We start from the raw sequence: 24,605 nt of genomic DNA on the forward strand, positions 1-24,605 counted from the left end.
GGGCGACGGCGCAGCCGAGCGTGGGCTCGGCTCTACATCCGATCAAGGCGCCTTGGGTGGCAGGCGGTTGATGCTGGCGATTTCATCCAGCCACACGTGGTGCTGCTGCACCGGCGTGTCGTAGTCATCCAGGCGCAACTGGCCGTTGCTGCCTTCGTCGCCGGCCTCGTTGCGGTATTGCTGCACGGTTGGCCTCACCGCCACCGTGCCGAGCAGGCGACGGCCATCGTGCAGAATCAGTTCCACCTGCGTTTCGCCTTCCAGCTGCGGCAGCAGGGCTTCCAGGCGCGCGATCTGCGCCGGATCGGTATGGATACGGGGAGCTATGCGGGACATCGGCGACCTCCTGCATGCAGGGTCGCCGATCGGCCGTGAATGCTCAGTGCAGCGCGCTGTCCGCGCGGGGTACCTGCACCTTGCGCACCGCAGCCACCAGCTGCGCCACCGAGTACGGCTTGGCCACGTGTTCCTGGAAACCCGACGCCAGCGCACGGCGGCGGTCATCGGCACGCGCCAGCGCGGTGACGGCGACCGCGGGCAGGGTCGTGGCATCCACGCCCATGTCCTCGCGCAGCGTGCGCACCAGGCCATAACCATCCATGCCCGGCATGCCGATGTCGGTCAGCATCACGTGGTACTGCAGATGGCCGGTGTCGGCCAGCAACGCCAGCGCCTCACCGGCCGAACTGGCCGCCGACACGCTGGCGCCCTGCTCTTCCAGCATGCGCCGCAGGTACTCCAGCACTTCCGGCTGGTCTTCCACCGCCAGCACGTGCATGCCGCGCAGCGGATACGGCTCGACGATCACCGGTTCCAGGATCGGCCCGCTGATCACTTCGCGCAGCGGGCGCCGCTCGGCATCGGGAAGGTGCTGCGGCAGGCGCACGGTGAACGTAGCGCCATGGCCGTGCCCCTCGCTGGCCGCGGCGACCGTGCCGCCATGCAGTTCGACCAGCTGCTGCACGATCGCCAGGCCCAGTCCCAGTCCACCATGGCGTCGGGTGGTGGTGCCATCGGCCTGGCGGAAGCGGCTGAACAGGTGATTGAGGAATTCGGGTGCGATGCCATCACCGGTGTCGCGCACGGTGATCTCCCAGTGGTTGCCGTCGGCCCGCAGCTGCAGGTCGATGCGGCCTTCAGCCGGGGTGAACTTGATCGCGTTCGAGAGCAGGTTCCAGAACACCTGCTGCAGGCGCGTGGCATCGCCCAGCACCAGGCTCGGCTGTTCGGGCAGCTGCAGGTGCACGTCCAGTGCCTTGCCTTCGGCAACCAGTTCCTGCGCGCCGATGGCCTCGCCCAGCACCGTGCGCAGGTCCAGCACTTCCACCTCCAGCTGCACCTTGCCCAGCAGCATGCTGCTGAGGTCCAGCATGTCCGAGATCAGCCGCTTCTGCGCGCCGGCGCTGTTGGCGATCACGTTCAGGCCCTTGTACAGAGGGCTGGTGTTGTCCACACGCTGCAGCAGCAGCTCACTCCACCCGAGGATGGTGGTCAGCGGCGTACGCAGTTCATGCGACAGCGTGGCCAGGAACTCGTCCTTCAGCCGCGCCATGTTCTCTGCAGCGCTGCGCGCGGCGCGCTCGGACTGCAGCAGTTCCTCGCGGGCCAGTTCGATCTCGCGGCGTTCGGTCACGTCCGGGCTGCTGCCGGCCAGGCCGATGAAGCGGCCCATCCGCGAGAAACGCGGGCGTGCGTTCATCTCCAGCCAACGCCACTGGCCATCGGCGCGCCGCGCACGCACCAGCGCGTGCATCGAACGCTGCGCCTTCAGCGCTTCCTGCAGTTCGTATTCGAATACCGACGCATCGTCCGGATGCACCAGGCCGCGCCAGACATCTTCCGGCACACGCGTCTCGTCGCCACCGAAGAACTCGCTGAAGGCGCTGTTGACGAAGCGGGCATGGCCGCGCTCATCGAGCACCCACACCGGCATCGGCAGGCCGTCGGCCAGCGCGCTGAAGCGCGCTTCGCTCTCGCCCAGCTCCACTTCCATCTGCTTGCGTGCGGTGATGTCGAAGAACAGGATGCCGACCTTGTCCTCGCCTGGCCGGCCCACGCGCACCGCGTCGACCGCGAACGAACGACCCAGCGCACGCGCTTCCATCTCGAACTGGGCGGGACGGCCGCTGCGTGCGACCTCGCCGTAGATACGGAACCAGTCCTGCTCATGGTTGGGTTCCAGCTCGGTCATGCGCTGTCCACGCGCATCCTTCAGCCCGGTGTGGCGCTCGAAGGCATCGTTGACCTCGAGGAAACGATAGTCGACCGCACGATCGCCCTCGAACAGCACCTGGATCACGCAGAAACCAGCGTTGATGCGCTCAAGCACGCCATGATGCAGGTCGGGTTCGGGCGCCTGCACCATCATCGGTGGGCGCTCCACGAGGGGCGGCAGTGTGGACAAGGGCGTCTGGACGGGCCGGATTGGAAGCACAGCATCTTCCAAAGCGCGTATTCACAGCGTCAAGCGCCGTCAGTCATGGTTGACGACGATGAATTGGCGGCAACCGCTCTTGTCGGTGTCGCAATCGGCCGTTGCGGTGGCTGGAAAGCGGGATCACACTCGATCTATAAATCGCATCGTCCCCGTCGATGGGACGCAGGAGACCGTCATGAACCGCTCGTTGGCCACTGCCCTGCTGCTGGCAGGCGCCCTCATGGCGGGCAGCACGAACGCCGCGCCGCGCGCCGTCACCGATCCGGATGCGCCCCGCGCGCTGCAGGCCAATGGCCCGGTCAGCGTGAAGTGGGACGATCCAGCCGGATTCACCGAAATCCGCCAGAGCACCAACCGCTTCGAGGCCGAACGCGGCAACTGGGTGCAGCAGCTGGCCAGCTACGTGCAGACCACGGCGGCCAAGCCGCTGCAGCCCGGGCAGACCCTGGACGTGACCCTGGTCGACATCAAGCGCGCCGGCGACTACGAGCCCTGGCACGGCCCGCGCGGCAGCGACATCCGGATCATGCGCGACATCTATCCGCCGCGGATCACCCTGCAGTACACGCTGAAGGACGCCAGTGGTCGCATCGTCGATGAGGGAGAAGCCAAGCTCAGCGACACCGGCTACCTGCACAACCTGGGGCTGAAGAGCGACAGCGATCCGCTGCGCTACGAGAAGCGCCTGATCGACGACTGGGTGAAGCGCGAGCTGAGCACGCGGGCTACTGCTGCACGATGATTCCGGGCAGCTCTACCTGCCGGCAGGTGTCGACCTTGGTCGACACGCATTGCACGGTGCCGACCAAGGTCGGCTGCTACCAGAGCCGAGCGCGGGCTCGGCTCTACACGTAGACTTTCGCCACGCGCTTGACCGCGCACGGCAGCTGGTAGGCACTCACGCCGCAGCGCGGCGCCAGTTCCGACAGCGTCGGCGCAGAACCCCACAGTTCCACCACACTGCCGATGCCGGCCTGCGCATGCGCGGTCAGGTCCACCGTCAGCATGTCCATCGACACGCGCCCGATCAGTACGCCGGGCTGGCCATCGATCAGTACCGGCGTGCCGTTGGGGGCGAACTGCGGATAACCGTCGGCATAGCCAAGCGCGACCACGCCCACGCGGGTGCGCGCCTTGGCCACGAAGCGTGCGCCATAGCCCACCGGCTCACCGGCCTCGATCCAGCGCTCGGCAATCACCTTCGACTGCATCGTCATCACCGGGCGCAGGCGCTCGGTCAGCGCGGTGTTGTCCGGCAGCGGATTGGCGCCGTACAGCATCAGGCCCGGGCGCACCCAGTCGCTGCGTACATCCGGCCAGCCCAGCAGTGCCGGCGAATTGCACACGCTGGTCTCGCCGTCCAGGCCGTCGATGGCGCGCGCGAAGGTCGCCGCCTGTTCATGGGTGCGTTCGCTGTCCAGCTCGTCGGCACGCGCCAGGTGGGTCATCAGCACGATGCGCTCGACCTGCGGCAGCGCCGACAGGCGTGCATGCGCGGCGCGGAAGCTGTCCACGTCCAGGCCGAGGCGATGCATGCCGCTGTCCAGCTTCAGCCACACGGTCAGCGGGCGCGGGCTGTCGAATGCGACCAGCGCTTCCAGCTGCCACGGCGAGCCCACCGCGAACCAGAAATCGTGCTCGGCCACCAGCGCCATGTCACTGGGTTCGAAGATGCCTTCCAGCAGCAGGATCGGCGCACGGATCCCGGCCTGGCGCAGTTCCAGCGCCTCTTCGATGGTGGCCACGCCGAAACCATCAGCCTCGCCTTCCAGCGCCTGTGCACAGCGCACCGCGCCATGGCCATAGGCATCGGCCTTGATGATCGCCAGGGCCTTGCCACCGCCCAGTTCACGGGCAAGCCGGTAATTGCTGCGCAGGGCGCCCAGATCGATCAGCGCGCGGGCAGGACGCATGTGCGGTTCTCATGTTGCGGGGCGTGACCGTACTGGCCGTAGCGGAAAATATCCAGGCCTTCGGTGCTGATCTGCGGCTGGCGCGCGCTCATCAGGTCGGCCAGGTAACGGCCCGAGCCGCAGGCCATGGTCCAGCCCAGGGTGCCGTGGCCGGTGTTGAGGTACAGGTTGCGGAACGGCGTGGCGCCGATCACCGGCGTGCCGTCCGGCGTGGCCGGGCGCAGGCCTGTCCAGAACTGTGCGCGCGACAGGTCGCCGCCCTTCGGGTAGAGGTCGCTGACCACCAGCTCCAGGGTCTCGCGACGACGCTGCGACAGCGACAGGTCGAAACCGGCCACTTCGGCCATGCCGCCGACGCGGATGCGGTCGTCGAAGCGGGTCACCGCCACCTTGTAGCTCTCGTCGAGGATGGTCGAGGTCGGCGCCATCGCCGGGTCGGTGATCGGCAGGGTCAACGAATAGCCCTTCAGCGGGTACACCGGCAGGCGCATGCCCAGCGGTGCGACCAGCGCCGGCGAATAGCTGCCGAGCGCGACCACGAAGCGGTCGGCGGTTTCCAGCTTGCCGTCGATGCGCACGCCGGTGATGCGGTCGCCATCGAACTCGAGGCCGGTGATGTCCTGGTCGAAGCGGAACTCGACACCGGCATCCACGCACATCTGCGCCAGGCGGCGGGTGAACAGCTGGCAGTCGCCGGTCTGGTCACGCGGCAGGCGCAGCGCGCCGACCAGGCCGTCGACATGGGCCAGGGCCGGTTCGGCCTGGATGATGCCGGCGCGGTCCAGCACCTCGTACGGCACGCCGTACTGGGCCAGGATCTCGATGTCCTGCGCAGAGGCATCCAGCTGCTGCTGGGTGCGGAACAGCTGCGTGGTGCCCAGGTCGCGGCCTTCGAACTCGATGCCGATCTGCGCGCGCAGCTCGTTCAGGCAGTCGCGGCTGTACTCGGACATGCGCACCATGCGCGCCTTGTTGATCGCGTAGCGCTCGTGGGTGCAGTTGCGCAGCATCTGCCACAGCCAGCGGTACTGGGCCAGGTCCATGCCCGGCTTGATCGCCAGCGGCGCATGCTTCTCGAACAGCCAGCCGATGGCCTTCTTCGGCACGCCCGGGGCGGCCCACGGCGAGGTGTAGCCGAACGACAGCTGGCCGGCATTGGCGAAGCTGGTTTCCAGCGCCGGGCCGGGTTGGCGGTCGATGACCGTGACTTCAAACCCGGCCTGTCGCAGGTACCAGGCACTGGTGGTGCCGATCACGCCGCTGCCGAGGACTAGAACTCGCATGGGACTTCTCCAACCCGATCATTCCCTGCACTGGAGCGTGCCGGGACCATAATTGGGGAAGTATAGACAGCCAATCCCAGTTGATTTGCCTGATTTGAAATCAATCGGCAGGATGTTCTCCTGCAATTCATTCCCCAAGGTTGACGGCCATGGCCACCCGTACCCGCGAACTGGACAAGATCGACCGCAAGATCCTGCGCATCCTGCAGGCGGAGGGCCGTATTTCCTTCACCGAACTGGGTGAGCGGGTCGGCCTGTCGACCACCCCGTGCACCGAGCGCGTGCGCCGGCTCGAGCGCGAAGCGGTGATCACCGGCTACCACGCCCACCTGGACCCGGCGGCGGTGAAGGCCAGCCTGCTGGTATTCGTAGAGATCAGCCTGGCCTACAAGTCCGGTGACATCTTCGAAGAGTTCCGGCGCGCCGCCCTGAAGCTGCCCAATGTGCTCGAGTGCCATCTGGTCTCGGGCGACTTCGATTACCTGCTGAAGGCACGGATCAGTGAGATGGCCTCCTACCGCAAGCTGCTCGGCAGCACCTTGCTGACACTGCCGCATGTGCGTGAATCCAAAAGCTACATCGTGATGGAAGAAGTGAAGGAAACGCTGAGCCTGCCGATTCCGGATTGAGGCGGTCGCAGGTTGGGGTCAGAGCCCGCGTTGCGGGATCCGGCCCCGGTCGGGGTCAGGCAAGGGGTCAGATCCCGCGCAGCGGGCTCTGACCCCGGTCATGTCGCCAGTCAGCGCTGCTGCGGATGCTTCTGCGAGCGCTGTTCCTGCTGCTTGCCACCCTTGTGCGGCTGCTGCGGTTCCATCTGTTGTTGCTGCTGTTGCTGCGGGTTGCGGCCCTGCGGTTCCTTGCCGGGATGACGGTTCTGCTGGTTTTTCATGATCGCGATCCAGTGGACAAAGGACATGCGGCGGCGGAATGCCGGCGCAGGGCCACGGTGGTCCCGGCACGGTTAATCGCAGGCGAAAAAGCAGTGATCGGCAGGATGTTGTTTTCGTGCGTTCAGGCCGTGCAGTGTGTGGAAGCTGCCACCCTTGCCTGGCATCCGAGGTCAGCGCTTGATCTGCTGCCCATCGCCGGCCGGCACGCTGTCGTAATAGCGGCCGGTACGCGAATCGAACACCCGGTTCGGGCCAGCCGGGCGCACGCCAGGCACGATGCGGCCATTGCGGTCATAGACCTTGTCGGCCGGCCTCGGCGCCGGGGTGGGCGCAATCCGGGCAGGACCCGTGGACCTGATCGGCTGCGCCGGCTGCGGCGACGGCAGCACCTGCGGCTGCGGGCGTGCGGCCTGCGGCGGCGGTACCACCGGCGCCGGAGCCACGGTGGTCGCGCTGCGGGTGACCGTCGGGTCGGCAGCAGGCACCTGGGCCAGCGCCAACGTGGGCAACAGGGCCATCAGCAGCAGGGGAAGGGTCGGTTTCATGGCACGCTCCGGCGTGGATCGCATTTACCTTGCGCCTGCGCCTGTGTGCCGCCCATGAACGGCCGTCACACTTGCAAGCGCGCGCCGGCACCCCCACGTTTTCCGGCATCCCCAGGCCATCGACCCCACGGAGAGCCGGCATGACTGCCTTCGACCTGACGCCCCCCACTGCCACCCAGACCGAGGCGCTGATCGCCGGCCTCAGCAGCGAAGAGCGCCGCGTGCTGCTGCAGCACGGTACCGAAGCGCCGTTCTGCGGCGTGTTCCTGGACAACAAGCGCGAGGGCGTCTACTGCTGCCGGCTGTGCGCGCTGCCGCTGTTCCGCTCCAGCACCAAGTTCGATTCCGGCACCGGCTGGCCCAGCTTCTTCGCCCCGTTCGACCCGGCGCACGTGCGCGAGATCCGCGATACCAGCCATGGCATGGTGCGCACCGAGATCACCTGCGCGCGCTGCGGCAGCCACCTCGGCCACGTGTTCCCGGATGGTCCGCCGCCCACCTACGAGCGCCACTGCCTGAACTCCGTCTCACTTTCGTTCACCGGCAATGGCGAGCCCTGGCCCGACCCGTTGCAGCGTGGCGGCGCGGAAAGCGGTGTGGCGGGCTGAAACACCCCGCTGACCGATTTCACAGAATTCCCTCTTCAGAAAACCGGGTGACGGGCCGACAAGGAGATATCCCCTCTCCTTGCGTCGCCCCATGCTCATCATCGTTGGATTCCTGGTCGTCATCATCAGCGTGATCGGGGGCTACCTCGGTGCCCACGGCCGCCTGGGTGCCCTCTGGCAGCCCTACGAGCTGGTCATCATCGGCGGTGCCGCACTGGGTGCGTTCCTGGTCGGCACCCCGGCCAAGACGGTCAAGCAGACCCTGCAGGCCATGGTCGGCGTGTTCAAGGGCCCGCGCTACAAGCAGCAGGACTACATCGATGTCCTCAGCCTGCTCTATGAACTGCTCAACAAGGCCCGCCGCGAAGGCTTCATGGCCCTGGAAGACCATGTCGAGCGGCCGGCCGAGAGCGCCCTGTTCGCCAACTACCCCAAGGTGCAGGCCGACCACCACCTGATCGACTTCATCACCGACTGCCTGCGCCTGATGATCGGCAGCAACATCGAGCCGCACGAGCTGGAGCCGCTGCTGGAGCTGGAACTGGAGAAGCACCACGCCGAGGCCATGGCGCCGTCGCAGGTGCTGACCAAGGTCGCCGACGGACTGCCCGGTTTCGGCATCGTCGCGGCGGTGCTCGGCATCGTCATCACCATGGGCTCGATCGGCGGTGACATCGTCGAGGTCGGTGGCCACGTGGCCGGCGCGCTGGTCGGTACCTTCCTCGGCATCCTGCTGGGCTACGGCTTCGTCGGCCCGATGGCGGCAGCAATGGAGGCACGCGCCGAGCAGGACAGCCGCATCTATGAATCGGTCAAGACCGCCCTGCTGGCCTGCCTGCGCGGCTACAACCCGAAGATCGCGCTGGAATTCGCCCGCAAGACGCTGCCGTCGAACGTGCGCCCGGCCTTCTCCGATTTCGAGCAGCACCTGAAGACGGTCAAGTAAACCATGGCCGAGACCAAGCCCACTGTCATCGTCCGCCGGGTCAAGAAGGCCGGCCACGCCGCCCATCATGGCGGTTCGTGGAAGGTGGCCTATGCTGACTTCGTGACCGCGATGATGGCGTTCTTCCTGGTGCTGTGGCTGATGGCCACCACCAACAAGAACGACCGTGCGGCCATTTCCGAGTACTTCCGCAACCCCAGCCCGCTGAGCGGGCAGAACGCCACGCCGGCGCCCGGCATGGCCGGCCCGGGCGGCGCCAGCACCTCGATGATCAAGCTGGGTGGTGCCACCGACATCTCGCGCGGCAGCAGCAACGATCCCTTCCAGAACCAGAAGGAAGCGGTGCCGCAGCCGGTGGACCAGCAGCAGCGCGACAAGCAGCAGCTGGAAGCGTTGATGAAGGAACTGCAGGAAGCGATCAGCAGGAGCCAGGCACTGGAGCCGTTCAAGGACCAGCTGCTGCTGGACCTGACCCCGGAAGGCCTGCGCATCCAGATCGTGGACAAGCAGAACCGGCCGATGTTCGACCTCGGCAGCGCTACGCTGAAGCCGTATACGCAGCAGATCCTGCACGAGCTGGCCAACTACCTGAACCACGTGCCGAACCGGATCAGCCTGACCGGCCACACCGACATCACCGCCTATTCGGCCGAGCGCGGCTACGGCAACTGGGAGCTGAGCGCCGATCGTGCCAACGCCGCACGGCGTGCGCTGGTGGACGGTGGCCTGGAGGACAGCAAGATCACCCGCGTGGTCGGCCTGTCTTCGTCGGTGCTGTTCGACAAGGCCGACCCGCAGAACCCGATCAACCGCCGCATCAGCATCGTGGTGATGACCCAGGCCGCCGAAGCGGCCGCCCTGGCCGGTGCCGGCCCGCAGGTGGGACTGTCGGCGCCGACCGCCGACCCGGACGTGCAGGCCGCGCAAGGTGAGGCCGCGCCCGTGGCACGTTGAACCGGGGTCAGATCCCTTTTCCATGGAAAGGGATCTGACCCCGCCTGCGTGCGGCCGGTACAATGGCGGTCTTTCCGTTTCCAGGTGATTTCACCCCCATGTCCCAGAACTCCAAGGCCAAGCGCGACAAGCGCAAGAAGCAGCAGGCCAAGCGCCCGTTCCTCCGCCTGAATGCCCAGCAGCAGGTGCAGAACCATGCCGTGCTGACCAACGAAGACGGTCAGGTGGTAGCGGCCATCGGCCTGCAGGGCCGTGAGTGGCTGCTGGCCATCGGCGGCCAGACCATGGGCAACGCCGAAAACCCGGTGCCGATGCTGGCCATGCTCAAGCACCTGGCCAACGTGCAGGAAAAGGAAGGCCGCAAGGTCAACCTGGAGTACTCCGAACTGCTGCAGAAGCTGCTGGACACCCTGGCTGCCGAATCCGAGCAGACCGCTGACGAATACCTGGACAAGCTGGTTGCCGAGTTCGAAGGCGTCGACGCCGCTGAAGGCGAAGAAGGCGAAGCCGTCGAAGGCGACGCGGCCGAAGAAGCCGCTGCCGAGGCCGCCCCGGCCGCTGACAGCGACAGCAAGCCGCAGGCCTGAACCGGCCGCGGCGGTGACGGTCTACGTCGATGACGCGGTGCATCCCTGGCGCGGACAGCGCTGGGCGCACCTGATGGCCGACACCCTGGCCGAGCTGCACGCGATGGCGGCGCAGCTCGGCATTCCCCCGCGGGCCTTCCAGAACAAGGCCAGCGGTGCGCACTACGACGTCACTGCCGAGCTGCGCGCACAGGCAATAGCGCTCGGTGCGCGGGCGATTTCCCGGCACACCGACCGTGACCTGGTCAAAGCGGTGATTGCCAACGCCAGGGCGCAGTACCGGCCGTAGGCCGCGCCCAGCAGATCGTCCCCGCCGGGTCGTGCCCGGCGGATCGGCCCATCGCTCAGAACGGGTCGCTGCCCAGCCGGATTTCCACGTTCAGCAGCGAGCACAGCGCCAGCATCGCGTCGTCGTCGCGGGTCAGCGCCATCACGCCGGTGAAGCCGTCGCTGCCGGCATCCACGCTCCACAGCGTGTAGTTGTGCTCGCGCAGGCGGTCGAAGGCGGTGGACATCAGCTGCACGCCGTCCAGGCCCTCGGCGAAGTCCTCGTCGTCCAGGTCGCCGCCCCAGTCCAGTTGCAGGTTGAAGCGCGCCGACAGCTCGTTCACCGCCGACTGCAGCGATTCCAGGTCATCGCGCTCCACATCGAAACCGGACTGCCAGGCGATGGTGGTGAACAGCGCCGGCAGCCAGTCGCTGTCCGCCTCCAGCGGCTGCCCGTCCTCGGCCAGGTGTTCGCGCCAGCGGTTGAACTGGTGCAGGGCCAGTTCCTCGTCGCCCGGGTTGATCAGCACCAGCAGGTTCCAGACCCGTGCCTCGAAGCCATCTTCGTCGAAGTCGTGGATGTCTTCCTCGAAGTCGAAATAGTCGCTGTTGTCGGGCATGGCGGAACGTCCTCTGGGGCAGGCCCGCATTCTACGGTTTATCCTGTGCCGCTGAAGCCGGCCTTGGTGGCCGTCACTGTGAATGAAGCGATGAGCGATACCCCTCCCGACCACCTGGCGATCAACCCGGCCAGCCCCTTCCATGATGCGCAGGCGCTGGAGCGCGGCGTTGGCGTGCGTTTCAACGACGTCGAGCGCGACAACGTCGAGGAATACTCGGTCAGCGAAGGCTGGATCCGCGTGCAGGCCGGCAAGGCCCGCGACCGCCGCGGCAATCCGATGACCATCAAGGTCAAGGGCAAGGTCGAGGTGTATTTCCTGGACCAGAAGCCGGAATAACCGGCACCGGCATGTAGAGCCGAGCCCGTGCTCGGCTGCTTTTCGTTCCGGGTTCATGACGCCTGAAGCAAGCGCAGCCGAGCACGGGCTCGGCTCTACATGGCAGGGCGGAATAGGCGTCAGCGTCAGCAACGCCCGGTCCCAGGCGTCATTCGCGCTTGCGCGATTCCAGCAGGTCCAGGTTGCGGATCAGGCGCCGCGAGATCTCATCGGAGATCACCCCGCGCCGGGTCAACCGGAACAGTTCCTCGCGCTCGGCATTAAGGCCCGCGCTGCGCAGCTGGCGGTAGCCCAGCTCCATGCGCCGCACCTTCTCCGGGTCCACGTCGGGGCCGTCGTTGTCTTTCTCCAGGTGCCGCTGGTACAGCAGGCTCACCCGCGAGGCAGCATCGTTGTACAGCTGCACGTTCTCGGTGTTCTGGTTCATCACCAGCTGCTGGCGCATGCGTTCGACCCCGGCCAGCGCGGCCTTGGAGGACAGCTTGCGTGCCAGGTCCTCTTCCTTGCGCTCGCCCGAATCGGCTGGCAGCTGCAGGCCCTTCAGCAGCTGCGGCAGCGCCACGCTGGCGCCGACCAGCGAGAACAGGATCACCGCCGCGGCCAGAAAGATCACCAGGTCGCGCGCCGGGAACGCACTGCCATCGGGCAGGAACAGCGGCAGGGTCAACACACCGGCCAGGGTGATCGCGCCGCGCACTCCAGCCACCGAGGTCGCCACCACGATGCGCCAGTTCGGCGCCTCGCCCCGCTCCAGGCCACGGCGGCGCGCGCGCAGCAGGTTCCAGCGCAGCGACAGCCATACCCACAGCAGGCGCAGCAGGATCAGCGCCAGGTTGATCACCACCACGTATACCAGCAGCCACCATGCACTCTGGTGGCCGGACTCGTTCATGGTGGTGGTGGCGCGCTCGACGATGCCCGGCAGCTGCTCGCCCAGCAACACGAACATGATGCCGTTGAAGCTGAACTGCAGCATGTTCCAGACGCCCGCGCGCTGCACGCGCATGCTGCCGGAGACACGGCCGGTCAGCTCGACGTAGCTCATCGCGATACCGGCGGCGACCGCAGCGAGGATGCCCGAGGCATGGATTTCTTCGGCGAGCAGGTAGGCCGCGAACGGAATCAGCAGGTTGACCAGCATCGCCGCACCCGGCTCTTCGCCGAAGCGGCGCCACAACCAGCGCTGGAAGGTGGACACGCCGAGGGTGACCGCCACGCCCACGGCAAGGCCGGCCACCGCCACCCACAGGAAGGTCAGCGAGGCCGTGGCCAGCGAGAAGGAGCCGGTCATCACCGCGGCCACCGCGAAACGGAAGCAGACCAGGCCGGACGCATCGTTGAGCAGCGACTCGCCTTCCAGGATGTGCATCAGGCGCTTCGGGATCGGTGCCTTGGAGGCGATCGCCCCGACCGCCACCGGGTCGGTCGGCGAGACGATGGCCGCCAGCGCGAAGCACACTGCCAGCGGCATCACCGGAATCATCCAGTGGATCAGCAGGCCGGCGCCGATCACAGTGAACACCACCAGGCCGAACGCCAGTTCGAGGATCGCGCCCTTGTCGCGGAACAGGCCCTGCTTGGGAATGCGCCAGCCATCCAGGAACAGCAGCGGCGGCAGGAACAGCAGGAAGAACACTTCCGGCTCCAGCGCATGGCCGCGGTTGAACACGCCGGCGATCACCGCGCCCAGGCCGATCTGCACCAGCGGCAACGGCAGCGAGAACGGGAGGACGCGAACCAGGTAGCCGCTGGCGACAACGGCCACCAGCATCGCCAGGACGACTTCAATGGTATGCATGCTTCTTCCAGGAAGCGGCGCGCGGGGAGGCACGAGGGCCAGCGCCGGAAACCCGGAAAAAACTACCACATGCGGCCCTGACCGCGACGGCCGGGGCCGCCGCGCGTCAGCCCCGGCTCATGCCCCGTCGAACCGGTATAGATCCATGGCCAGGAAGCCGGCATCGATGCCGGCGTCGATGCGGCGTGCGCCGAAACCGCCCTCGCCGGCCGCTCCCATCGCGAAGAACAGCGGCAGCAGGTGCTCGTCGGTCGGGTGCGCACGCTCGGCGAACGGGGCCTGCCGGCGGTAATCGAACAGCGCCTGGCGGTCATCAGCGGCCAGCCGCTGCTCCACCCACTCGATGAAGGGCCGCACGTATGGCGCTTCCTTGCCGTCCTGGTAGTCGCCCCAGTCGTGCAGGTTGTGGGTGATGCTGCCCGAGCCGACCAGCAGCACGCCTTGTTCGCGCAGTGGTGCCAGCGCGCGGCCCAGCGCGAACTGATGCTCGGGGCCGAGCAGCGGCTGGATCGACACCGGCACCACCGGGATGTCGGCCTGCGGGAACAACAGCCGCAGCGGTACCCACGCGCCGTGGTCGAGGCCACGCTGCGGGTCGATGGCCACTGTCAGGCCTGCGGCGGCGATGCGGCCGGCCACTTCTTCGGCCAGTGCCGGATCACCCGGCGCCGGGTATTGCAGTTCGAACAGCGCGCGCGGGAAGCCACCAAAGTCGTGGATCGTCGGCGGCTGCGGATGTGCGCCGACCAGCGGCTGCCGGCCCAGCCAGTGCGCCGAGGCCGTCACGATGGCGCGCGGCGGCGGCAGGTCGCGCGCCAGCTCGGCCAGGCGCACACCGACCTGGCCCGGATGCAGGGCGGTCATCGGCGAACCATGGGAGATGTACAGCGAAGGCAGGCGGGACATGGAATTCTCCAGTTGCAGGATCAGGCGGCGATCAGCGCGAACGCAGGGTCCACTTGCCATCGCCGACCAGGAACAGCACCAGCAGCGCCAGCGCCCAGAACGCCGGGTATTCCCAGCCGCCGCCGGCATTGGCGAAACCGAAGCCGTTGGCGCCGTGCACGGTGACGATGGTGCCCAGCAGCAGCGGCACGCCGACCAGGCCCACCCAGCGCGCATAGATGCCCAGCAGGAGCGCGACAGTGATCACCAGCTCGACGCCGAGGGTGAGGTAGCCGAGCACGCCGGGCAGGCCCAGCGACTCGAAGAATGCTGCCGTGCCGGCCGGGGTGAATACCAGCAGCTTGGTCAGCGCATGGACCAGGAACAGCACGCCCAGTGCCAGGCGCAGCAGGGTGGCGCCATACGGGGCCAGCGGCGAAACAGGAGCGGTCGTGGCGTGCATCGGAAAGCACCTAGAAGGGAGTGGGCTCAGGTTATTGCGCCTTCACAGGCCGATAAATACGATCGATTGACCGTATTTATTTCAGAAGGCGCAACAATGGACACCCTTGAGGCGATGCGCGTGTTCGTGGCGGTGGTCGAGCGCAACGGCTTCAGCGCCGCCGCCCAGGCCCTGCACATGTCCACCGCCGGCGTTACCCGCCAGGTCGCCGCACTGGAAAAGCGCCTGTCCACCCGCCTGCTCCATCGCACCACGCGGCGGGTCAGCCCCACCAGCACCGGCGCCGCCTACTACGCCCAATGCGTGCGCCTGCTGGCCGAGTTCGACGCGCTGGAGGCCAGCATCGGCGCGCAGGCGCTGGAGCCCTCCGGCATGCTGCGCATCAATGCACCGGTCAGTTGGGGCATCGCCCGCCTCGGCCCACTGCTGGCCAGCTACCGCGAACGCTTTCCGCAGGTGGAACTGGACCTGGCCCTGTCCGACCGCCTGGTGGACATGGTCGAGGAAGGCTACGACGTGGCCATCCGCATCACCCGCGAGCCGGGCCCCACCCTGATCGCCCGCCGCCTGGGCGAATCGCGGGTGAGCCTGTGCGCCGCGCCGGCCTACCTGGCCGCACGCGGCGCCCCTCAGACCCCGCAGGACCTGCAGGCGCACGCGTGCCTGGGCTACAGCTACTGGGCCGCCGGTGACCACTGGCCGCTGCAGGGGCCGGGCGGCGAAGTGAAAGTAGCGGTGAACAGCCTGCTGCACGCCAACAACGGCGACGTGCTGCGTGAAGCGGCGATCGCCGGCATGGGCGTCATCCTGCAGCCCGACTTCCTGCTGGAAGACGCGCTGGCCGATGGCCGCCTGGTGCGCGTGCTGCCGGAATGGGAGGCCTCGCCGATCGGCATCTTCGCGGTCTATACCAGCCGCAGCCATCTGGCACCGAAGGTGCGCAGTTTCATCGACCATCTGGTGGACACCGGGGTGTAGCCGAGTCTGGCGCTTGCCGGTAGTGCCGGCCGCTGGCCGGCAATCAGACACATCCCGGTCCTGGGCGAATGCCGGCCAGTGGCCGGCACTACCGTCATGCTTCGGTCGGGTGTGCCGGCCGCCGGCCGGCACATACGAAGCCCCGTCATGCTTCGATCGGGTAGTGCCGGCCGCTGGCCGGCACATACGAAACCCCGTCATGTTTCGGTCGGGTAGTGCCGGCCGCTGGCCGGCACATACGAAACCCCGTCATGCTTCGGTCGGGTAGTGCCGGCCGCTGGCCGGCACATACGAAGCCCCGTCGTGCTTCGGTCGGGTAGTGCCGGCCGCTGGCCGGCACATACGAAACCCGATCAGGCGGGAACCTCATCCAGCGCGTCGATGATCTGTTCCAGCGGCGCCGGCCGCCCCAACAGGTAGCCCTGCACCTGGTCACAGCCATGCGCAGCCAGCCAGTCCAGCTGCCCCGGCGTCTCCACGCCTTCAGCGATGATGGTCAGGCCCATGCTGTGGCCCAGCGACAGCAGCGCGCGGCAGATCGAGGCATTGCGTGGATTGGTTTCCACGTCGGCGACGAAGCTGCGGTCGATCTTCAGGATGTCCAGCGGCAGGTGCTGCAGGTAGGACATGCTGGAATAGCCGGTGCCGAAATCATCCAGCGACACGCGGATGCCCTGCTCGTGCAGGCGCTGCATGGTCTGCATCGCCTGTGCCGGCTTGCGCATCAGGCTGCTCTCGGTCAGCTCCACGTGCAGCGCGCCACGGGCCAGGCCGAAATCCTGCTGGGCACGGGTGAATTCGGCCACCAGGTCGCTGTTGAAGAACTGAACCGCCGACACGTTGACCGCGATCGGCAACTCACCCCACCCGGCCTCGACCAGACGGCGCTGCGCCTTCGCCGCCGCGCGGATCACCCAGCGGCCCAGTGCCAGGATCAACCCGGTGTCCTCGCACAGCTGGATGAACTCGTTGGGCGGGATGAAGCTGCCATCGGCCTGCGGCCAGCGCAGCAGTGCCTCCAGCGCTGCCGGGCTGCCATCGCCGGCATGCCGGATCGGCTGGAAATACAGCTGGAATTCGTTGTCGATGGCGGCATGGATGCGCCCGGCCAGGCGCAGGCGGTCGGCCAGGCGCGTGGTCACGGCCGCGTCGAACCAGACCACCACGTTGCCCTCGGCGCGCGCCGCATGCGCGGCCTGCGCGGCCATGCCGATCACCTGCTCGGCCGTGTGCCCGTCACCAGCGATGTGCACGGCCACGCCGATGCGCGGCTCGAACTGGTGCAGCGAGTCCTTGCCGCGCATCGGCGCCGACACGATCTGCAGCAGGTCGTCCAGCACGCGCTGGGTATCGTGCTCGGCACCGATGGCGAAGACGAAATCCTCGGCCGGCTGGAACGCCAGCGTGCCACAGCGTGCGCCCAGGCCCCCGAGCCGGGTCGCCATCGACTGCAGCACCGCATCGCCGATCTCGCGGCCCAGCGTATCGGCCACCAGCTGCAGCCCGCGCAGCTGCACGAAGGCGATGGTGTAGCCCTCCTCCTGCTCGTCCAGCTGTTCGGTCAGGGCGCGCACATTGAGCAGGCCGGTGGCCGGGTTGTGCCGTGCCTGGTAGGCCAGGTCGCGCTCGTAGGCCAGCCGCTCGCTGACATCCTCGGCCAGCACCAGGCACGCGGGCTGCCCGTCGAAGTCGAGCTTGGACAGGTGTGCGCGCACCTCGAACACACTGCCGTCCTTGCGCCGGTGCAGGCGCACGGTCGCGTCGGGGGGATCGCCCACCTGCGCCCGCTGGATGGCACCACGCACTTCGTCCCAGCCTTCGCGCGGGCGGATGTCGAGGATGCTCATCGCCAGGAACTCGTCGCGGCTGTAGCCATACTGGCGCACTGCAGCGTCGTTGACCTCGATGAAGCGCAGCGTATCCGGGTCGAACACCCAGAACGGTGCAGGATTGCGGTCGAACAGCAGGCGGAAGCGGCGTTCCACTTCGCTCATCTGCTCGCGCGCCTGATAGCGTTCGCTCAGGTCGGTCAGCGCACCGATCATGCGCCGCTCGCTGTCGGCCACTTCCACCCGCTGCCCGCGCGCGCCGACCCAGCGCACCTCGCCCCCGGGCAGCACCAGGCGGAACACCTGGTCGAGCACAGCGCTGCCGGCGAAGGCCTGGTCAAAGGCCTGCTGCAGGCGCGCGGCATCATCGCGATGCACGCGCGCGAAGAAATCCGCGACCGGCAAGGCGTCGGTCTGTACCCCAAAGATCTCGCGGGCCAGCGGCGACCAGCGCAGCAGCGCGGCGTCCTCATCCACGTACCAGGTGCAGACACGCCCGACCTGGTGCGCCAGGCGCAGCTCGGCGTGGCCCGTCTTCAGTTCCTCGGCCATCGCCTGCTGGCTGCGGGTGCTGCGGCGCACGGCGTACAGCAGTACCAGCAACACCGCGATGTAGGCCAGTACGATCGCCACCGACGCCTTCAGGTACGGCCACCACGGTGCGAGTACATCTTCGTCGGCCAGGCCGACCTGCACCGCCAGCGGGCTGCGTTCGAGCGTGCTGATGGTGAGGATGCGCGGCACGCCGTCGACAACGCCGGGCATGCTGCCCAGCTCGACCACTGCCTGCGTGCCGAGCAGGTCCCGGCGCGGCAGGTCATAGCGGCGGCCCACCGTGCCATGCGGATCGGGTACGCGGGCCAGCATGTAGCCCTGGGCATCGCTGATCGAGACCAATCCGTTGGGACCGACATCCAGGCCGCCGACGATGCGCTGCAGTTCGCCACAGCGCAGCCGTGCCAGCAGCCAGCGCCCATCGGCCATCGGCAGCGCCAGCGGGACCACCCAGCCCCCGTCGCTGGCGCGCTGTGGTGGGCCGATGTACAGCGCGCTGCCCGAGCCGCGCCGTTGCGGATCGGTCCACAACGGCAACTGCAGGTCGCCCTTGCCGGCCGTCAATGCGCGGCCATAGCTGTCGAGCACCACGATGCTGTGCAGTTCGGCGTGCCGGCGCAGCACGCCGCCGATGGAGGCATCCAGCAAGGCCGGCGCCTGTGCCGGCACGCTGCGGAACAGTTCCGCGGCGTCGGCGGCGATGCCGGTCATGGCCCGCTCCAAGTTGCGCAGCTCCAGCGCCAGCAGGCGCTCGCTGCCCACCGCCAGCGCGCGGCTCTGCCGCTGCGCCGCTTCCAGGCGGCGGTGGTGGTCGTTGACCAGCATGAGGGCCAGACCGGTCACCAGCAGTACGCCCAGCAGCACACCGCCCCAGGTGATGGCGCGCAGCGGCCGGGCCAACGCCCGTTTCAGCGCGGGCATCGGTTGATGTTCCTTGTGCAGTCGGCTGGCTTCATGCGCGAACGAATCCTCCACGTCCCCGACCTCAACGGCCGGCGGACGCCATTCTTGACGCCTGACCCCATCCTGCATGGCCACCTCCCCGTGTCCGCGCAGGGCTCGAGGGTCCAGCATGCACCACCCCGGTGACGGCGTGAAGATCGCATCCGCACGTTCAGCCAGATCCTGCACAGGGCGGGCCCCGCAGGGGGGCGGCCAGTGGCGCCGGAGCGGATTAGACTTGGGGTTTTCCGCTGCAAGAGAAGTCCATGTCCAAGCTGCGCCGTCCCACCCTGGCGCTGGCCATTGTTGCCAGCCTGTCCCTGGCCGCCTGTGACCGCCCGGCCGACCCGGCCGTCGGTGCCACCGCGCCGGCCGATGCCGCCCCCGCTGCGGCCAAGCCGATGCTGGGCAGTTTCGGCTTCGATGCCAGCGGCATGGACCGCAGCATCGCCGCCGGCGACGACTTCTTCGGCTTCGCCAACGGCACCTGGGTGAAGAACACCGAGATTCCGGCCGACCGCTCGCGCTTCGGCAGCTTCAATGTCATTGCCGAGAAGACCCTGGCCGACACCCGCGCCATCCTGGAAGGGGCCGCCGGCAACACCCAGGCCAGCGGCGACGACAAGCTGATCGGCGACTACTACGCCGCCTACATGGACGAAGCCGGCATCGAGCAGCACGGTCTGGCGCCGGTGCAGCCGCAGCTGAAGGCCATCGATGCGATCGCCGACAAGGCCGGGCTGGCCCGCGCACTCGGCGGCGACCTGCGCGCCGACGTCGACCTGCTCAACGCCACCAACTTCTACACCGACCGCCTGTTCGGCCTGTGGGTGTCGGTGGACATGCTGCAGCCGGATCGCACCGCGCCGTACCTGGTGCAGGGCGGCCTGGGCATGCCCGACCGCGATTTCTACCTGGGCGATGGCCGCATGGCCGAACTGCGCAAGCAGTACCAGGCCTACATCGCACAGATGCTGCAGCTGGCCGGCGTCGCCGACCCGGCCGGCAAGGCGCAGCGCATCCTCGCGCTGGAAACGAAGATCGCGCAAGCACATGCCACCCAGGAAGAAACCAACGACGTGACCAAGGGCGCCAACCCCTGGACCCAGGCCGACTTCAATGCGAAGGCGCCGGGCCTGGACTGGAACGCCTTCCTCGATGCGGCGGCGCTGGGCAACCAGCAGGACTTCATCGTGTGGCAGCCCAAGGCCGTGGCCGGCCTGTCCAGGCTGGTCGCCACCGAGCCGCTGGACGCCTGGAAGGACTACCTGGCGTTCCACGCGCTGGACCGTGCCGCCGCCTACCTGCCGAAGAAGTTCGCCGATGCCCGCTTCGCCTTCCATGGCACCGCGCTGAGCGGCACGCCGCAGCAGAGCGACCGCTGGAAGCGCGCGGTGGACGATGCCAACCATGCCGTCGGCGAAGCGATCGGCAAGCGCTACGTCGAAAAGCACTTCGACGCCAGGACCAAGGAGCGTGCGGACGAGATGGCGAAGAACATCATCGCCGCTTTTGCCAAGCGCATCGACGCGCTGTCGTGGATGTCGCCGCAGACCAAGGCGCATGCCAAGGCCAAGGTCACGGGCCTGACCGTGGGCATGGGCTATCCGGAGAAGTGGCGCGACTACACCGGCCTGGAGATCCGCCGTGATGACCCGCTGGGCAATGCACAGCGCGCCGAGCTGTTCGAGTACCAGCGCAACATCGCCAAGCTGGGCAAGCCGGTCGACCACAGCGAGTGGGCGATGCTGCCGCAGACCATCAATGCGATGAACGTGCCGCTGGAGAACCGCCTGGTGTTCCCGGCCGCGATCCTGCAGCCGCCGTTCTTCGACGGCGCTGCCGACGACGCGGTGAACTACGGTGCGATCGGTGCGGTGATCGGCCACGAGATCAGCCACGGCTTCGACAACGCCGGCGCGCTGTTCGACGAGACCGGCAAGCTGCACAACTGGTGGACCGCCGAGGACCTGAAGCAGTTCAACGCCGCCGGTGATGCGCTGGCCGCGCAGTTCAGCAGCTACGAGCCGTTCCCCGGCGTGCACGTGAACGGCAAGCTGACCCTGGGCGAGAACATCGCCGACGTGGCTGGCCTGGGTACCGCCTACGATGCCTACCAGCTGTCGCTGCAGGGCAAGCCGGGCCAGACCCTGGAAGGCTTCAGCCCGGACCAGCGCTTCTTCCTCGGCTTCGCCCAGGCGTGGCGCAGCAAGAGCCGCGAGCAGGCGCTGCGCAACTCGCTGCTGACCGATGTGCATGCCCCGGGCCAGTTCCGCGCATTGACCGTGCGCAACATCGACGCCTGGTACCCGGCGTTCGAAGTGAAGGAAGGCCAGAAGCTGTACCTGGCCCCGGACAAGCGGGTCAAGGTGTGGTGATGTAACCGGAACGGGCGCCGCAAGGCGCCCGTTTCATTTCCGGGTAGCGGCCAACCTTCGTCGGCACATACTCCGCTCTGGTGGGTGCCGACCTTGGTCGGCACGGGGTAGGAATCCACGCATGGCGTGGATCTACCTGCGGGTGATGGCAGCCATCAGCAGGGCACTCCCAGCCAACACCGCCGCAGCCCACAGATTCGCATGCAGGCCCACGCCATCCAGCAGGCGGCCACCAACCCACGCACCCATTGCGATGCCGATGTTGAATACCGCCACATACAACGCGGTGGCGATCTCCACGGCCTGCGGCACCGCCTTCATCATCCAGCTCATCAGGCCCACCGATACACCGCCATAGGCCAGACCCCACAGCAGCAGCACCGCAATACCTGCGGAGGGCGTATTTCCCACCCACAGGAACAGCAGAGGCGTCAGCAGCAGGCCCGAGGCTATCGCCAGCAGCACGCCCCGTGGATGGCGCGCAGCCAGCGGCCCGGCGATGAAGTTGCCGGCGATGCCAGCCAGGCCGTACCCAAACAGCAGTGCACCTATCCACGACGCATCCACGCCCGATACGGACGTCAGCAGCGGCCGCACGTACGTGAAGGCGATGAAGTGCCCGGACACCAGCAGCCCGGTCAGCCACAGGCCACGCCGCAGGTTGCGCTGGCCAAGCTGCTGCACGAACTGACGCGGGCGCACCGATGTGCTGACCGGCAACGCGGGAACCACCCGCAGATGCAGCAGCATCACCGCCGCACTGAACAACGTCATCGCCACGAACGCGCTGCGCCAGCCCAATGCATCCCCGATCAGCGCGCCCAACGGAACGCCGAGCACCGAAGCTGCGGCCACGCCTCCGAAGATGATCGAGGTGGCCAGACCGATGCGCTGCGCAGGTACCAGGCGCGCTGCCAGCCCACCGGCAATGGTCCAGATGCCGCCCATGCAGAACCCCACCAGCACACGCGCGGCCAACAGCCAGCCGATGCCAGGTGCCAGCGCCGACGCAAGGTTGGCGACCAGCAGCAGGCCCAACAGCACACACAGGATGCGGCGACGATCGATGCCACCGGCTGCGATCACCGCAAGCGGGGCGAACACTGCCGCGAGCAGGGCGGGCAGTGAGATCATCAGGCCGGCGGTGCCGGTGGACGCGCCGAGATCTTCGGCGATGGGAGTCAGCAGGCCGACCGGCAGCATTTCGGTGGTGACCACCGAGAACGTGGCGAGGCCGACGGCGGAGACCGCCCACCACGGATGGCGGGGCACAGACGCGGCATGCGCAGGCGATGAAGCGCTCACGGGATGGTTCCTTCAGGGGATGTGGGCGCGGCAGACGGGCGCAGCGCACGTTGCACGAGCAAGGCGAACAGCAGCACGCCACCGCCTGCCGCCAGCGCAACCACAAAACCGCTGCGCACGCCCGCCGCATCGACGCTCTGTCCGGACAGCGCCGCGCCCAGCGCCACGCCGATGTTGAGGCCGGCCAGCAGCCACGTCATGCCTTCGGTCAGGCGTGCTTCGGGCACGCGTTGTTCAACCAGCGACATCGCCACGATCATCGTCGGCGCGAAGAACACCCCGGCCAGCAGTACCGCAGCGGCCAGTGCCGGCAGACTGCCGACCCACAGCAGCGGCAACGTGGTCAATGCGGTGGCCGCTGCTCCGGCCAGCAACAGGCGCGGCAGCGGCATCGGCAGCTTCAGGGCACCAAACAGCAGCCCCGCCGTGCAGCTGCCCAGCGCGTAGGCCGACAGCACCCAGCTGGCAGCTAGTGGCTGTCCGCGCAGCTCGGCCAATGCCACGCTGGTGATGTCGACGGTGCCGACGATCACGCCCATCGCCAGCATCAGCAACGCCAGCAGGCGGATCTCCGGTTGCCGCAGCAGCGAGTGCGAGGATGTTGCACCTTCGTAGTGCTGTATCGGCGGCTCGGTGCTCCGCTGCAGCACCAGTGCGGCGACGCCGGCCACCAGCAGCAGGGCGGCCGCCAGTACGCCAGCCTGTGGCCATACCGCCACCGACAATCCGACGGACAACGGTGGCCCGGCGATGAAGGTCACCTCGTCGAACACGGTCTCCAGCGAATACGCGGTCTGCAGCTGTGGTCGTCCGCGATGGGTCGCGGTCCAGCGCGCTCGCACCATCGCCGACACGCTGGGCATGCAGCCGGCCAGCATCGCCGCAACGAACAGCGTCCAGTCCGGCGCGGCCAGCAGCGTGCACGCGAGCAGCAACAGCAGACCGGCCGCACTGGCCGCAGTGGCCCATGGCAGTACCCTGCCCTGCCCGCGCCGGTCGACCCAGCGCGACACCTGCGGCGACAGCAACGCATAGGTCAGCACGAAGGTGGCCGACACCGCACCGGCCAGTGCATAGCTGCCGCGCAGCTGGGACAGCAAGGTGATGATGCCGATACCGGTCATCGGCAGCGGCAGGCGTGCCAGCAGCCCGGCCAGGGCGAGGCCGGCGGTGCCGGGGGTCGCGAACAGGTCGCGATAGGGGGTGGCCATCAGGTTCTCCAAGGCAGCGACTTGCCTGGCGCACGGGGCGCCATGACAATACATACAGGGCGTATGAATAAGAGGCTACATTCATACGCGCCGTATGTAAATAATCATGCACTATGTATGTAAGGAGCTCTGAATGGTTCGCCGCACCCGCGCCGAGATGGAAGAAACCCGCGCCACCCTCCTGGCCACCGCCCGCCGGGTGTTCAGCGAGCATGGCTATGCCGCCACCTCGATGGACGACCTGACCGCCCAGGCCGGGCTGACCCGCGGCGCGCTGTACCACCACTTCGGCGACAAGAAGGGTCTGCTGGCGGCTGTCGTCGCCCAGCTCGATGCCGAGACCGACCAGCGCCTGCAGGCGATCAGTGATGCCGCCGACGATGCCTGGGAGGGCTTCGTGCAGCGTTGCCGCGCGTACCTGGAGATGGCGCTGGAACCGGAGATCCAGCGCATCGTGCTGCGCGATGCGCGCGCGGTGCTCGGTGGCGCCTCACCGGAATCGCAGCGCCACTGCGTGCATTCGATGCAGCACCTGATCGAACATCTGGTTGCCCAGGGCGTGGTGGCGCCGGTGAATGCGCAGGCGCTGGCGTCGCTGATCTATGGCAGCCTGGCCGAGGCCGCGTTCTGGATCGCCGAGGGCGAGGATGGCGACGTGCGCCTGCGGCAGGCGACGGCGGCGCTGGAGATGCTGTTGCGCGGGTTGAAGTCGGCGGGGTAAGGCCCATCCGCGCATGGCGTGGATCTTATCTCTTGCCGATCTGGCACCTTGGGTGCCGAGAGCCCGGCGTGGGCGACCGTGTGGATCCAGGTCTTGCGACCGAGAAGTAGCTTGGGTCCCCACGCCGGATTCTCCCTGAACCGCCCGAACA

Annotated in this window: 24 protein-coding genes; 11 read left to right on the forward strand and 13 right to left on the reverse strand. The window is 67.7% G+C overall.

The features are described 5' to 3' along the window. Window positions 1-42: 42 nt before the first annotated feature. Complete coding sequence (locus tag AC5P7F_RS17310) at window positions 43-336, reverse strand: DUF3247 family protein (protein WP_049441346.1); 294 nt, start codon at window positions 334-336, stop codon at window positions 43-45. Between the two features lie 43 nt (window positions 337-379). Continuing rightward, window positions 380-2,368 (reverse strand): hybrid sensor histidine kinase/response regulator, encoded by a 1,989-nt coding sequence (locus AC5P7F_RS17315; RefSeq protein WP_014645806.1) that lies wholly within the window; start codon window positions 2,366-2,368, stop codon window positions 380-382. A 244-nt stretch (window positions 2,369-2,612) separates the two neighbouring features. On the opposite strand from AC5P7F_RS17315, the gene AC5P7F_RS17320 reads away from it, so the two are divergent. Then, window positions 2,613-3,179 (forward strand): DUF3016 domain-containing protein, encoded by a 567-nt coding sequence (locus AC5P7F_RS17320; protein WP_111205897.1) that lies wholly within the window; start codon window positions 2,613-2,615, stop codon window positions 3,177-3,179. 103 nt (window positions 3,180-3,282) lie between these two features. Here the strand turns inward: AC5P7F_RS17320 and alr are convergent, their stop codons facing one another. Together alr and AC5P7F_RS17330 are read right to left on the reverse strand one after the other, a co-directional pair. Further along, on the reverse strand, window positions 3,283-4,350 hold the full coding sequence (alr, locus tag AC5P7F_RS17325; RefSeq protein ID WP_014645804.1) for an alanine racemase: 1,068 nt from the start codon (window positions 4,348-4,350) through the stop codon (window positions 3,283-3,285). Further along, window positions 4,329-5,633: a D-amino acid dehydrogenase gene (locus AC5P7F_RS17330; RefSeq protein ID WP_014035841.1), complete on the reverse strand. Its 1,305-nt coding sequence runs from the start codon at window positions 5,631-5,633 to the stop codon at window positions 4,329-4,331. The genes alr and AC5P7F_RS17330 overlap by 22 nt, the downstream gene beginning before the upstream one ends. A gap of 149 nt (window positions 5,634-5,782) precedes the next feature. Here AC5P7F_RS17330 and AC5P7F_RS17335 point away from each other — a divergent pair, with 149 nt between their 5' ends. Continuing rightward, complete coding sequence (locus tag AC5P7F_RS17335) at window positions 5,783-6,262, forward strand: Lrp/AsnC ligand binding domain-containing protein (RefSeq protein WP_004140558.1); 480 nt, start codon at window positions 5,783-5,785, stop codon at window positions 6,260-6,262. 110 nt (window positions 6,263-6,372) lie between these two features. On the opposite strand, the gene AC5P7F_RS17340 is transcribed toward AC5P7F_RS17335, so the two are convergent. Then, complete coding sequence (locus AC5P7F_RS17340; RefSeq protein WP_049441350.1) at window positions 6,373-6,549, reverse strand: hypothetical protein; 177 nt, start codon at window positions 6,547-6,549, stop codon at window positions 6,373-6,375. 144 nt (window positions 6,550-6,693) lie between these two features. After that, window positions 6,694-7,068 (reverse strand): hypothetical protein, encoded by a 375-nt coding sequence (locus AC5P7F_RS17345; RefSeq protein WP_014645801.1) that lies wholly within the window; start codon window positions 7,066-7,068, stop codon window positions 6,694-6,696. Between the two features lie 140 nt (window positions 7,069-7,208). Between AC5P7F_RS17345 and msrB the strand changes: the two genes are divergently transcribed. The 5 genes from msrB to AC5P7F_RS17370 all read left to right on the forward strand — a co-directional run bounded on the left by msrB (window position 7,209) and on the right by AC5P7F_RS17370 (window position 10,452). After that, window positions 7,209-7,676 carry a peptide-methionine (R)-S-oxide reductase MsrB gene (msrB, locus tag AC5P7F_RS17350; RefSeq protein ID WP_005415117.1) on the forward strand — a complete coding sequence of 156 codons (468 nt, stop codon included), beginning with the start codon at window positions 7,209-7,211 and terminating at the stop codon, window positions 7,674-7,676. A gap of 91 nt (window positions 7,677-7,767) precedes the next feature. After that, a complete protein-coding gene (gene motA, locus AC5P7F_RS17355; RefSeq protein ID WP_014645799.1) occupies window positions 7,768-8,622 on the forward strand; it encodes a flagellar motor stator protein MotA in 855 nt (284 codons plus the stop codon). A 3-nt stretch (window positions 8,623-8,625) separates the two neighbouring features. Continuing rightward, window positions 8,626-9,576 carry a flagellar motor protein MotB gene (motB, locus tag AC5P7F_RS17360; protein WP_197603016.1) on the forward strand — a complete coding sequence of 317 codons (951 nt, stop codon included), beginning with the start codon at window positions 8,626-8,628 and terminating at the stop codon, window positions 9,574-9,576. 98 nt (window positions 9,577-9,674) lie between these two features. Beyond that, the gene (locus AC5P7F_RS17365; RefSeq protein WP_049408290.1) at window positions 9,675-10,163 is read left to right on the forward strand and encodes a hypothetical protein; all 489 of its coding nucleotides are present in this window, start codon (window positions 9,675-9,677) and stop codon (window positions 10,161-10,163) included. 13 nt (window positions 10,164-10,176) lie between these two features. Then, window positions 10,177-10,452: a DUF4031 domain-containing protein gene (locus AC5P7F_RS17370; protein ID WP_032959248.1), complete on the forward strand. Its 276-nt coding sequence runs from the start codon at window positions 10,177-10,179 to the stop codon at window positions 10,450-10,452. A 55-nt stretch (window positions 10,453-10,507) separates the two neighbouring features. On the opposite strand, the gene AC5P7F_RS17375 is transcribed toward AC5P7F_RS17370, so the two are convergent. Next, on the reverse strand, window positions 10,508-11,050 hold the full coding sequence (locus AC5P7F_RS17375) for a DUF6630 family protein (RefSeq protein WP_481462582.1): 543 nt from the start codon (window positions 11,048-11,050) through the stop codon (window positions 10,508-10,510). A 90-nt stretch (window positions 11,051-11,140) separates the two neighbouring features. Between AC5P7F_RS17375 and AC5P7F_RS17380 the strand changes: the two genes are divergently transcribed. Next, a complete protein-coding gene (locus AC5P7F_RS17380) occupies window positions 11,141-11,389 on the forward strand; it encodes a DUF3297 family protein (RefSeq protein WP_005415112.1) in 249 nt (82 codons plus the stop codon). 148 nt (window positions 11,390-11,537) lie between these two features. Here the strand turns inward: AC5P7F_RS17380 and AC5P7F_RS17385 are convergent, their stop codons facing one another. The 3 genes from AC5P7F_RS17385 to AC5P7F_RS17395 all read right to left on the reverse strand — a co-directional run bounded on the left by AC5P7F_RS17385 (window position 11,538) and on the right by AC5P7F_RS17395 (window position 14,535). Next, the gene (locus AC5P7F_RS17385; protein WP_046428622.1) at window positions 11,538-13,187 is read right to left on the reverse strand and encodes a Na+/H+ antiporter; all 1,650 of its coding nucleotides are present in this window, start codon (window positions 13,185-13,187) and stop codon (window positions 11,538-11,540) included. Between the two features lie 117 nt (window positions 13,188-13,304). Next, the gene (locus tag AC5P7F_RS17390; RefSeq protein WP_197603019.1) at window positions 13,305-14,093 is read right to left on the reverse strand and encodes a DODA-type extradiol aromatic ring-opening family dioxygenase; all 789 of its coding nucleotides are present in this window, start codon (window positions 14,091-14,093) and stop codon (window positions 13,305-13,307) included. Between the two features lie 31 nt (window positions 14,094-14,124). Next, window positions 14,125-14,535, reverse strand: coding sequence for a DoxX family membrane protein (locus AC5P7F_RS17395; RefSeq protein WP_197603021.1), 411 nt, complete (start codon window positions 14,533-14,535; stop codon window positions 14,125-14,127). A gap of 96 nt (window positions 14,536-14,631) precedes the next feature. Between AC5P7F_RS17395 and AC5P7F_RS17400 the strand changes: the two genes are divergently transcribed. Next, window positions 14,632-15,513 (forward strand): LysR substrate-binding domain-containing protein, encoded by an 882-nt coding sequence (locus AC5P7F_RS17400; RefSeq protein ID WP_197603023.1) that lies wholly within the window; start codon window positions 14,632-14,634, stop codon window positions 15,511-15,513. 353 nt (window positions 15,514-15,866) lie between these two features. Here the strand turns inward: AC5P7F_RS17400 and AC5P7F_RS17405 are convergent, their stop codons facing one another. Continuing rightward, window positions 15,867-18,929: a bifunctional diguanylate cyclase/phosphodiesterase gene (locus AC5P7F_RS17405; RefSeq protein WP_032959255.1), complete on the reverse strand. Its 3,063-nt coding sequence runs from the start codon at window positions 18,927-18,929 to the stop codon at window positions 15,867-15,869. A gap of 176 nt (window positions 18,930-19,105) precedes the next feature. Between AC5P7F_RS17405 and AC5P7F_RS17410 the strand changes: the two genes are divergently transcribed. Next, window positions 19,106-21,217 (forward strand): M13 family metallopeptidase, encoded by a 2,112-nt coding sequence (locus AC5P7F_RS17410; protein ID WP_032959257.1) that lies wholly within the window; start codon window positions 19,106-19,108, stop codon window positions 21,215-21,217. 132 nt (window positions 21,218-21,349) lie between these two features. Here AC5P7F_RS17410 and AC5P7F_RS17415 read toward each other — a convergent pair whose 3' ends face one another. After that, on the reverse strand, window positions 21,350-22,522 hold the full coding sequence (locus AC5P7F_RS17415; protein WP_197603025.1) for an MFS transporter: 1,173 nt from the start codon (window positions 22,520-22,522) through the stop codon (window positions 21,350-21,352). Next, complete coding sequence (locus tag AC5P7F_RS17420) at window positions 22,519-23,733, reverse strand: MFS transporter (RefSeq protein ID WP_197603027.1); 1,215 nt, start codon at window positions 23,731-23,733, stop codon at window positions 22,519-22,521. Before AC5P7F_RS17420 ends, AC5P7F_RS17415 begins: the two co-directional genes overlap by 4 nt. Before the next feature lie 133 nt (window positions 23,734-23,866). Between AC5P7F_RS17420 and AC5P7F_RS17425 the strand changes: the two genes are divergently transcribed. Next, window positions 23,867-24,454, forward strand: a complete 588-nt coding sequence (locus tag AC5P7F_RS17425; protein ID WP_014645786.1) for a TetR/AcrR family transcriptional regulator — start codon at window positions 23,867-23,869, stop codon at window positions 24,452-24,454. Window positions 24,455-24,605: the final 151 nt, after the last annotated feature.

This window comes from Stenotrophomonas sp. YJH_SMC_105-26 (assembly GCF_059368915.1).

Bases quoted from the DNA above. Each gene is read 5' to 3' on its own strand.
- msrB (WP_005415117.1), top strand. From the start codon at position 7,209: ATGACTGCCTTCGACCTGACGCCCCCCACTGCCACCCAGACCGAGGCG.
- AC5P7F_RS17330 (WP_014035841.1), bottom strand. From the start codon at position 5,633: ATGCGAGTTCTAGTCCTCGGCAGCGGCGTGATCGGCACCACCAGTGCC.
- AC5P7F_RS17340 (WP_049441350.1), bottom strand. From the start codon at position 6,549: ATGTCCTTTGTCCACTGGATCGCGATCATGAAAAACCAGCAGAACCGT.
- motB (WP_197603016.1), top strand. From the start codon at position 8,626: ATGGCCGAGACCAAGCCCACTGTCATCGTCCGCCGGGTCAAGAAGGCC.
- AC5P7F_RS17365 (WP_049408290.1), top strand. From the start codon at position 9,675: ATGTCCCAGAACTCCAAGGCCAAGCGCGACAAGCGCAAGAAGCAGCAG.
- AC5P7F_RS17410 (WP_032959257.1), top strand. From the start codon at position 19,106: ATGTCCAAGCTGCGCCGTCCCACCCTGGCGCTGGCCATTGTTGCCAGC.
- AC5P7F_RS17320 (WP_111205897.1), top strand. From the start codon at position 2,613: ATGAACCGCTCGTTGGCCACTGCCCTGCTGCTGGCAGGCGCCCTCATG.
- AC5P7F_RS17425 (WP_014645786.1), top strand. From the start codon at position 23,867: ATGGTTCGCCGCACCCGCGCCGAGATGGAAGAAACCCGCGCCACCCTC.
- AC5P7F_RS17395 (WP_197603021.1), bottom strand. From the start codon at position 14,535: ATGCACGCCACGACCGCTCCTGTTTCGCCGCTGGCCCCGTATGGCGCC.
- alr (WP_014645804.1), bottom strand. From the start codon at position 4,350: ATGCGTCCTGCCCGCGCGCTGATCGATCTGGGCGCCCTGCGCAGCAAT.
- motA (WP_014645799.1), top strand. From the start codon at position 7,768: ATGCTCATCATCGTTGGATTCCTGGTCGTCATCATCAGCGTGATCGGG.
- AC5P7F_RS17310 (WP_049441346.1), bottom strand. From the start codon at position 336: ATGTCCCGCATAGCTCCCCGTATCCATACCGATCCGGCGCAGATCGCG.
- AC5P7F_RS17345 (WP_014645801.1), bottom strand. From the start codon at position 7,068: ATGAAACCGACCCTTCCCCTGCTGCTGATGGCCCTGTTGCCCACGTTG.
- AC5P7F_RS17405 (WP_032959255.1), bottom strand. From the start codon at position 18,929: ATGCAGGATGGGGTCAGGCGTCAAGAATGGCGTCCGCCGGCCGTTGAG.
- AC5P7F_RS17385 (WP_046428622.1), bottom strand. From the start codon at position 13,187: ATGCATACCATTGAAGTCGTCCTGGCGATGCTGGTGGCCGTTGTCGCC.
- AC5P7F_RS17380 (WP_005415112.1), top strand. From the start codon at position 11,141: ATGAGCGATACCCCTCCCGACCACCTGGCGATCAACCCGGCCAGCCCC.
- AC5P7F_RS17375 (WP_481462582.1), bottom strand. From the start codon at position 11,050: ATGCCCGACAACAGCGACTATTTCGACTTCGAGGAAGACATCCACGAC.
- AC5P7F_RS17315 (WP_014645806.1), bottom strand. From the start codon at position 2,368: ATGATGGTGCAGGCGCCCGAACCCGACCTGCATCATGGCGTGCTTGAG.
- AC5P7F_RS17335 (WP_004140558.1), top strand. From the start codon at position 5,783: ATGGCCACCCGTACCCGCGAACTGGACAAGATCGACCGCAAGATCCTG.
- AC5P7F_RS17420 (WP_197603027.1), bottom strand. From the start codon at position 23,733: ATGGCCACCCCCTATCGCGACCTGTTCGCGACCCCCGGCACCGCCGGC.
- AC5P7F_RS17390 (WP_197603019.1), bottom strand. From the start codon at position 14,093: ATGTCCCGCCTGCCTTCGCTGTACATCTCCCATGGTTCGCCGATGACC.
- AC5P7F_RS17400 (WP_197603023.1), top strand. From the start codon at position 14,632: ATGGACACCCTTGAGGCGATGCGCGTGTTCGTGGCGGTGGTCGAGCGC.